The 7,885-nt window shown below is 75.9% G+C and carries 7 protein-coding genes, 1 pseudogene and 1 riboswitch; of the genes and pseudogenes, 4 read left to right on the top strand and 4 right to left on the bottom strand.

Annotation, left to right across the window (positions count from 1 at the left end):
• Positions 1 to 115 precede the first annotated feature (115 nt).
• A pseudogene (gcvT, locus tag ADY01_RS10930) lies at positions 116 to 1,231 on the bottom strand (glycine cleavage system aminomethyltransferase GcvT); the annotation flags it as partial.
• 156 nt (positions 1,232 to 1,387) lie between these two features.
• Positions 1,388 to 1,483, bottom strand: a riboswitch (glycine riboswitch).
• A 165-nt stretch (positions 1,484 to 1,648) separates the two neighbouring features.
• On the opposite strand from gcvT, the gene ADY01_RS10925 reads away from it, so the two are divergent.
• The 3 genes from ADY01_RS10925 (at position 1,649) to ADY01_RS10915 (ending at position 3,886) form a co-directional block, all read left to right on the top strand.
• Entirely contained in the window at positions 1,649 to 2,416 is a 768-nt protein-coding gene (locus ADY01_RS10925) for an enhanced serine sensitivity protein SseB (protein ID WP_049569844.1), read from the top strand.
• Between the two features lie 62 nt (positions 2,417 to 2,478).
• Positions 2,479 to 3,255: an enhanced serine sensitivity protein SseB C-terminal domain-containing protein gene (locus ADY01_RS10920; RefSeq protein ID WP_107081699.1), complete on the top strand. Its 777-nt coding sequence runs from the start codon at positions 2,479 to 2,481 to the stop codon at positions 3,253 to 3,255.
• 157 nt (positions 3,256 to 3,412) lie between these two features.
• A complete protein-coding gene (locus tag ADY01_RS10915) occupies positions 3,413 to 3,886 on the top strand; it encodes a Dps family protein (protein WP_049569837.1) in 474 nt (157 codons plus the stop codon).
• Positions 3,887 to 4,017: 131 nt separating this feature from the next.
• On the opposite strand, the gene ADY01_RS10910 is transcribed toward ADY01_RS10915, so the two are convergent.
• Positions 4,018 to 4,860, bottom strand: coding sequence for a pentapeptide repeat-containing protein (locus ADY01_RS10910; RefSeq protein ID WP_049569834.1), 843 nt, complete (start codon positions 4,858 to 4,860; stop codon positions 4,018 to 4,020).
• Between the two features lie 96 nt (positions 4,861 to 4,956).
• Between ADY01_RS10910 and ADY01_RS10905 the strand changes: the two genes are divergently transcribed.
• Positions 4,957 to 5,163, top strand: coding sequence for a hypothetical protein (locus ADY01_RS10905; RefSeq protein WP_049569831.1), 207 nt, complete (start codon positions 4,957 to 4,959; stop codon positions 5,161 to 5,163).
• A 94-nt stretch (positions 5,164 to 5,257) separates the two neighbouring features.
• Here ADY01_RS10905 and ADY01_RS10900 read toward each other — a convergent pair whose 3' ends face one another.
• Entirely contained in the window at positions 5,258 to 6,430 is a 1,173-nt protein-coding gene (locus ADY01_RS10900; RefSeq protein ID WP_049569826.1) for a glycerate kinase, read from the bottom strand.
• Positions 6,431 to 6,439: 9 nt separating this feature from the next.
• Positions 6,440 to 7,855 (bottom strand): SLC13 family permease, encoded by a 1,416-nt coding sequence (locus tag ADY01_RS10895; protein WP_049569823.1) that lies wholly within the window; start codon positions 7,853 to 7,855, stop codon positions 6,440 to 6,442.
• Positions 7,856 to 7,885 lie beyond the last annotated feature (30 nt).

The raw sequence follows: 7,885 nt of genomic DNA, 5'->3' as shown, positions 1-7,885 counted from the left end.
CCCCTCCGTGCCGAACAAGCCGCAGCGCCCGGCCGGCAAGCCGAGGCAGGCGCGCAAGGCCACGGCCAAGGCAGGCAAGGCGCCGGCGCGGCGCACGCAGGCCGAACTGCTCACCGCGGCGCGTGTAGAACGGCAGGGCGACCACGTCGTACGGCTCGCGGCTGCCGCGGATGTCGACGCCGACCCCCTCGGTGCCGGGCGCGGCGTGTTCCGGGGCGACGTAGGCCATGGCGATGGGGCGGCCCAGCGTGGGGGAGGGCGCCCCGGAGGTGACCCGGCCGATGACCGCGCCGGTGGCGTCCACCACCGGGTAGCCGGCGCGTGGCACGCGGCGGCCGTGCGCGACCAGGCCGACGAGGGCGCGGGGCGGGGTGGCCTCGGCGCGGGCGGCGGCGGCCTCCAGCGGGGTGCGGCCGACGAAGTCGCCGGGCTTGTCGAGCTTGACGACCCGGCCGAGGCCCGCGTCGAACGGCGTGGTGGCGGTGGTCAGTTCGTTGCCGTAGAGGGGCATGCCCGCCTCCAGCCGCAGGGTGTCGCGGCAGGCCAGCCCGCAGGGCACCAGGCCCTCGTCCTGCCCGGCGTCGGTGAGCGCGGACCACAGGTGTCGGGCGTCGGCGGGGGCGCAGAACAGCTCGAAGCCGTCCTCGCCGGTGTAGCCGGTGCGGGCGATCAGCGCCGGGCGGCCCGCGACCGTGCCCGGCAGCCCGGTGTAGTACGCCAGCCCCGGCAGGTCGGCGTCGGTGAGGCGGCCGAGGATCGCGGGGGAGGCGGGGCCCTGGACGGCGAGCAGCGCGTAGGCGTCCCGGTCGTCGCGGACGGCCGCGTCGAAGCCCGAGGCGCGCTCGGCGAGGGCGCCGAGGACCGTGGAGGCGTTGGAGGCGTTGGCGACGACGAGGAAGGTCTCCTCGCCGAGGCGGTAGACGATCAGGTCGTCGAGGATGCCGCCCTCGGCGTCGCAGATCATGGTGTAACGGGCCCGGCCCACGCGCAGCGCCGAGAGCCGCCCCACCAGGGCGTAGTCGAGCACGGGGCCCGCCTCGGGCCCGGTGACGGTGATCTCGCCCATGTGGGACAGGTCGAAGAGGCCCGCCGCTGTCCGCACGGCCTGGTGCTCGGCGCGCTCACTGCCGTAGCGCAGGGGCATCGACCAGCCGGCGAAGCCGGTCATGGTGGCGCCGAGCGCGCGGTGGGTGGCGTCGAGCGCGGTGGCTTTCAGGGGTTCGTCCGTCATGGGGCTCGCTCCAGGAGGGCAGGCGGGGTCGGGGCGGTGACGCCCTCCCCATCTGTCATCGGCACCTGAGAGGTTCGCCGCGACCCTGACGGGCGGCGGCTTGCACCGTGGGTGGGGCCCGCCGCGGGGAGCGGCCGGCCCGCTTTTCAGATGTGCCTCCCGCGCGCGGTGCTGGGCCTGAGAGATTCAAGGGAGGTCTTGCTCCTTCGGCGCCCCGGTGACATGGACCGGGGGCTCTCCCGCGCGTGGTCGAACGGCCGTTATGCGGTTGTTCTGCGGTGGTAGCGCTGGCACATCATCGCACGAATGGGGGGAGGGTGTGGATAACCCCCCGGGGGTGCGTCGTGGCAGCCATTAGGGTTCCGGCAGCGGGCGATTCGGGCCGGCAGCACCGGAAGAAGATGGTGGTCGAGAGAGATGAGCGTTCCACGGCAGGGCCCTGGCTTCGGCGGCGGCTGGCCGAGCAACGAGCTGGAGGAGACCCTGGCCGCCGTGCTCGGCGCGAAGGACGCCGGGCCCCGTGTCCTGGAGGTACTGGGCCGGAGCGTCCTGTGGATACCGCTGCCCGAGGGCGGCGGTCCCGCGAGCCGCTCGCTCGACCTGCCGACCATCGACCTCCACGGCGGGGTGTACGTCCCCGTCTTCAGCTCCGCGGAGCAGCTCCACCTCGGCGGCGCGTCCTACCTGCCGTTCAGCGTGGCGCCCGCGTGGGAGTTCGCCCGCGGGCTGCCGCCGCAGGTGGGCATCGCGGTGAACCCGGGCGGCACGGTCGGCATACCCGTGCCGCCGGCGGCCGTTGCCCAGCTGTGCCGTACCACTCCGGGTCGGCGCATGCCCGGCGTGCCCACCGGCGCGCGGATGCGCCTCTTCCAGCCCGACTGGCAGGACGAGCCGATGGACTTCCTGGCCGCCGCGACATCCGAGCTGTCCGCCCTGCGGTGCGTGCGGACCGCCCGCCGGGGCCTGGCCAGCGCGGAGGGCGGGGCGCCCTCGCTGTTCGTCGGCGTGGAGCTGGACGAGGTGGATCCCGGGGCCACGACCGCGGTCAACGACGCGCTCGGCCGGGCCCTGGCCGCCCGGCCCGTCGTGTGGCCGGTGCAGCTCGTGCTCCTGGATGCCGCGGACGATCCCGTGGTGGACTGGTTGCGGGAGTGTGTGAAGCCGTTCTACTCGCGGGACGCCTAAGCGGGTGCCGTGACGGGCATGTGACGGAGGGCTGGCGGCGCGGCGCGAGGAGGTCCGGCGAGGTGAGCGCGGGAGAAGGCGTCGAGACTCTGCTGCCCCGGATCGCCCCCGGCCGGCTGGACGCCTACGAGGAACTGCTCGCCGCCCTCGCGGGAAGCCAGGTGTGGATGCTGCTGTGGCACGGCGGACCGGGGGAGCGGGAGGCCCAGTACGGCAGCGTCGAGGTCGCCGGCCACGGGTACGCGCCGTGTGTCACCTCCGAGCGGGAGCTGCGCGCCAGCGGCTGGACCCGCAGCTGCGAGGTGGTGGGCGGCCGGGACATCGCCGCCGCGCTCTACCCGGAGCACTGGGGGCTGTGGCTCAACCCGCACGCTCCCGGCGGGGGCCTCGGCATCCCCTGGCTCGACCTGCGCCGCATCGCGGGCGGCCTGGACCGGCTGCCCGCGGGTCCGCTGGTGATCAGCGAGCCGAGCATCCGCGCGGACGCCTTCTACGAGCGGCTCACGCTGCACGCCCGGCGCACGCCGGTGCTGCGCAGCCTGCGCCGCGCCTGGGTGCGGCCCGCCGTGGGCGCGGCGTATCTGGTGATCGGCCTGGACGTGGACGATCCGGGCGAGCGCACGGCCGAGGCCGTGCGGCAGATGATGCGGCGGGCCATCGCGGCGATCCCGGACGGGCTGCCGGTCGGTACGGTCGCGATGGCGGACGCGTTCGACCCGGTCGCGATGTGGCTCCGCGCCAACGCGCGGCCGTTCTACGACCGCGACGCGACGGCCTCGCCCGCCGCGGGGGCGGCGGCCCGCCCCCCGTACGGCTACGGGTACCCGGGGCCCTACTGAGCCCCGCCCGCCCGGTCACGCCGTCGAGCCCGCCGGGCGCCGGTGGCCGTCCCCGGACGCGGTGGCCCTCCGACCGGTTTCGACGGCGTGTCGCGGGTACTCGAAACGGTGGCCGCCCGTCGCCAATCTGCATAAAGCGCCGAAAGGGGACGCCTGTATGTACGCCATCAAGAGCACGCTGCCGGACGCCACGCTGAAGATCGTGGGCGAGGCGCTCCAGGGCGCCCTGGTGGACCTGATCGATCTCTCGCTGATCGCCAAGCAGACCCACTGGAACGTCATCGGCGCGCGGTTCCGCTCCGTGCACCTCCAGCTCGACGAGGTGGTGGACACCGCCCGTGCGCACTCGGACACGGTCGCGGAACGCGCCGCCTCCCTCGGCCTCTCCCCGGACGGCCGCGCCGCCACGGTCGCGGCCACGACGGGCATCGCCCAGGTCACCGACGGCTGGCAGCAGGACAGCCAGGCCGTCCGCACCATGGTCGACGCCCTCGGTGCGGTCATCCTCCGCATGCGCGAGCGCCTGGACGAGGTGGGCCCCGTCGACACGGTCACCGAGGACGTGCTGATCCAGCTGACGAAGGAGCTGGAGAAGCACCACTGGATGTTCCAGGCCGAGAACGGCGGCTGAGGCCGACGGCACCCGGCCCGGCAGGACGCCGCGTCACGAGGCCCCGGCCCAGCCCGCACGCGGGGCGGCCGGGGCCCCGGCGTGCGTGCCCCGGCGTGTGCCGCCGCCGGTCGAGCCCGCGGCAGGCGCCCTCACCAGTGCGGCGGGCGGGTCAGCGAGGCGGGCAGGCGGGTGGCGGACGTTCCGCGGGCCGCCGTGACCTGTGGCTGGGTCAGGAACAGGGCGCCCGTGAGGTCGGCCCCGCCCAGGTCGGCGCCGCGGAGGTCGGCCCCCAGGAGGTCGGCCGTGCGCAGGTCCGCGCCCGAGAGGTCGGCGCCGATCAGCAGCGCCCCGCGCAGCGTCGCCCCGCGCAGCCGCGCGCCCCCGAGCCGGGCCCCGGCGAGGTCGGCGCCCCTGTGGTCCCTCCCGCGCCCCGGCACCCCCCCGCGCACCAGCTCACTGACGCGCCCGAGCAGCACGCCGGCCTCCTGCCGATGGGGCGCCACGTCGAGCCCGGCAAGGGCGTCGGCGTCGCCGCCCGCGAGCCGTTCGATCCCGTTCAGCGCCGCCCGCAGCTCCCGGCGCAGCCGCCGCGCCTCCGGCCGCCCGAGCGCCTCCGTCAGATACCAGAGCAGCTCGTGCAGCTGGCGCATCACCGGGAAGGCGGCGTACATCCGCCGCGCCTCGCCGGGGGAGCCGCGCCAGTCCCGCCCGCCGAAGGTCTCCCGCGAGACCCGCTGCCCGGCGCCGAAGCAGTCGAAGACGGTGCAGCCCGGATAGCCCTTCTCGCGCAGCTCCCCGTGGATCCCGCAGCCGAAGTCCTCGCCCAGGTTCCCGCACGGCTCCCCGGCCCGCTTGTCCGCCGCGAAGTCCGCCGACGCGGTGAACGGCAGCGCCACACAGCACAGACCGAAGCAGCTGGCACAGTCGGCGCGCAGCTCGGGCCCCCGGCCGGGGCCGGCGGCGGCGGGCGGGGCGTTGCGCTGGGAGGACACGCCCCCATTCTGGTACAGCGCTCCCCGGCCACGTACGGCAACCCGGGCGGGTCCGCGGGGGCTGCGGATCGGGCCTCGGGGGTGCAGGCTGTGCACATGGCCAGGGTTCGCGTTGTCGTCTACCCGCTCACCGCGGGGGGTGGCCGTCGGGTGCGGGCGAACGGGGAGATCCTGGGCCGCGCCAGGTCCCTGGCCGAACTCCTCGAATTCCTGCGCAGGGCGGGCCTCGACCCGGACACCGTGGACCTGCGCGACAAGGAGCGCTTCGAGTGGCGCGGCGGCGGCCCCGAGATCTGGGAGTGAGCCCGCGCGCGCCCCTGGCGCCCCGGACGCGGTGCGCGCCCCGCGCGCCCCGCGCGCCCCGCGCGTCCCCGGCGTGCGGTCGGAGCGAGCCCGTTCACCTCGGCACCACGGGCCGGGCCAGGCGGCTGCCGAGCAGCACCATGCGCAGCGCCCGTTCCGCCGCGTCCGCCAGGAACTCCGCGCCGCGCGCCAGCGCCTCCGGCAGGGCGACGGGCGCGGGCAGGATGCCGCTGTAGGCGTCCACGCCGACCAGGCGCACCTCGTGCGCCCCCTCGCCGATCGTGCCCGCCAGCGCCAGCACCGGGATGCCGAGCGCCTTGGCCCGCCGTGCCACCTCGCCGGGGATCTTGCCCAGCGACGTCTGCCGGTCGAGCGCCCCCTCGGCCGTGACCACCAGATCGGCGCGGGCCAGCCTGGCGTCCAGGTCCAGATGGCCGAGCAGCACCTCGAACCGCGGCATCAGCCGGGCGCCCACCGCCGCCAGACCGGCGCCGAGGCCGCCCGAGGCGCCGGTCCCCGGGCCGGTGCGCAGGTCGGTCCCGGCCGGGGGCAGGTCGCGGATCAGGATCGTCGCCCAGTGGTCGAGCGCCGCGGACAGCTCCTCCACCAGATCGGGGCCCGCCCCCTTCTGCGGGCCGAAGACGCGCGCCACCCCGAGCGGGCCGCACAGCACGTTGTACGGGTTGCACGCCACCAGCACCTCGGTGGCGGCGAGGCGCGGGTCGAGCCCCGACGCGTCGATGCGCGCCAGGCGGAGCAACGCGCGCCCGCCGAGGGGCAGTTCGCGCCCCTCGGCGTCCAGCAGCCGGGCGCCGAGCGCCTGGAGCGCGCCCGCGCCCCCGTCGGAGGTGCCCGAGTCGCCGCAGCCGACCAGGACGCGCCCGACCCCGGTATCGAGGGCGGCCCGGATCAGCTCGCCCACGCCGTAGGTGGTCGTGACGCCCGGATCGCGCCGATCGCGCGGCACCAGCGAGAGGCCCGCCACCGCCGCCATCTCGACCACCGCCGTGCCGTCGAGCAGCGCGAAGTGGGTGGGCACGGAGGCGCCCACGGGCCCGGTGGCGGAGCACGGCACCAGCCGTCCGCCGGCCGCGGCGGCGAGCGCCTCGGCCGTTCCCTCGCCCCCGTCCACCAGGGGCAGCAGGTCGATCTCGGCGCCGGGCGCGACCCGGAGCAGCCCTTCGGCGATGGCCTCGGCGGCGGCGGACGCGGACAGCGACTCCTTGAGGCCACTGGGCGCGACGGCGAATCGGTAGGGGGGAATCATGGTCTCTCCTCAGGGGGCCACGCCGAAGAGCGGCCAGATGGCGAGCGCGAACACCAGGACGAGCCCCGCGATCAGCGGCGCCAGCGCGGCGGAGAGCCGCAGCAGGTCGCGCGGCTCGTAGGTGGGGGTGCCGGGGATGTCGGCGAACAGCGCTACCGGCTTGGCGGAGGCGGGCAGCGTGTGGCAGAAGCCGGCCGCCGCCGTGGAGGCGAGCGCCGCGGCCACCGGGTCCACCCCGGCGGCGGGCGCGGCGGCCACCACCAGCGGCACCAGCACGCTGGAGCGTGCGGAACGGGACTGGAGCACCAGGTGGGAGGCCGTGCTGAGCCCCACCACGACGGCGAGAAAAGCCCAGGCCGGGACCGCGCCGCCGCCCGGCAGCCCGGATATGAGCCAGTCCGCCGCGCCCGAGTCGGCCAGGGCCACGCCCATGGCCATGGTCGCCGCCATGAACAGCAGCAGCGACCAGGGCACGGTGGCGAGCGCGTCCTTCAGCCCTATCGTCCCCAGCGTGGGAGCCGTCGCGACCACCGCGCCGATCAGCGCGACCACCGCGGGGGCCACCCCGTGCAGCGGCTCGCTGCACCACAGGACCACCACCGTGGCCAGCAGCGCGACGCACCGCGCCTCACCCGGCGTCAGCGGCCCGGTGACGGGTCGATCGCTGTGCTCCTGAACGGCCGCGGGCGTGACCCGGACCCTTCCCCTCCGGTCCGCGCGCCGGGTCGTGGTCAGCAGCACCAGCTCGGCGGCCAGATGCGAGGAGACCACCGCCAGCGGCAGTCCCAGCAGCAGCCACTCGTGGAACCCGATCCGTTCCCCGGTGGCCTCCCACAGCACCGAGACGGTGATCAGATGGGCGCCCGCGCCGATCAGCGTGGCCACCGCGGAGAGCAGGATGACGGTGGGGAACAGCAGCGCCAGGGCCACCACCACCCGCCGCCGGTCCGACAGCGCCCTGGCCAGGGCCACGAAGACGGGAAGCGCCAGCGCGGCACGCCCCGAGGTGGCCGGCACGGCGAACGCCGAGACCACCAGCGCGGCCGTCGTCAGGTGAACGAGCTGCCGCACCGTGCGCGCCCCGCCGACCAGGAACGCCGCCGCCCGCCCCGCGAGCCCGGTGCGCGCCACCGCCGCGGCGAGCACGAACGCGCAGATCAGCAGCCAGACGGTCTCGTCGCCCAGCGTCCCGAACAGCGCCTCGGCGCTGGTCACCCCCGTCACCGTGAGGGCGAGCCCGGCGCCGAGCGCGACATAGGTGTCGTCGACCGGGGTACCGATCCAGGCGCAGGTCGCCAGCGCGAAGATGGCCAGGGTGATCCGTGCGTCGCCGCCGAGCCCGGGGAAGTTCGCCGGGATCAGCAGCAGCCCGCAGCAGCTCAAGGCCGCCCACAGGGTGATCGCATGACGGGACGTGAAGTGCACGTGATCAGCCTGGTAACTCAGGGTGAGGCA

Source organism: Streptomyces sp. SBT349 (assembly GCF_001083795.1).
Taxonomy (GTDB): Bacteria; Actinomycetota; Actinomycetes; order Streptomycetales; family Streptomycetaceae; genus Streptomyces.
This window is presented reverse-complemented; position numbering and strand designations above follow the sequence as displayed.

What these genes read in the sequence shown, in the direction of transcription:
- ADY01_RS10925 (WP_049569844.1), top strand. Translation starts at nt 1,649, where the DNA reads ATGAGCGTTCCACGGCAGGGCCCTGGCTTCGGCGGCGGCTGGCCGAGC.
- ADY01_RS10915 (WP_049569837.1), top strand. Translation starts at nt 3,413, where the DNA reads ATGTACGCCATCAAGAGCACGCTGCCGGACGCCACGCTGAAGATCGTG.
- ADY01_RS10905 (WP_049569831.1), top strand. Translation starts at nt 4,957, where the DNA reads ATGGCCAGGGTTCGCGTTGTCGTCTACCCGCTCACCGCGGGGGGTGGC.
- ADY01_RS10900 (WP_049569826.1), bottom strand. Translation starts at nt 6,430, where the DNA reads ATGATTCCCCCCTACCGATTCGCCGTCGCGCCCAGTGGCCTCAAGGAG.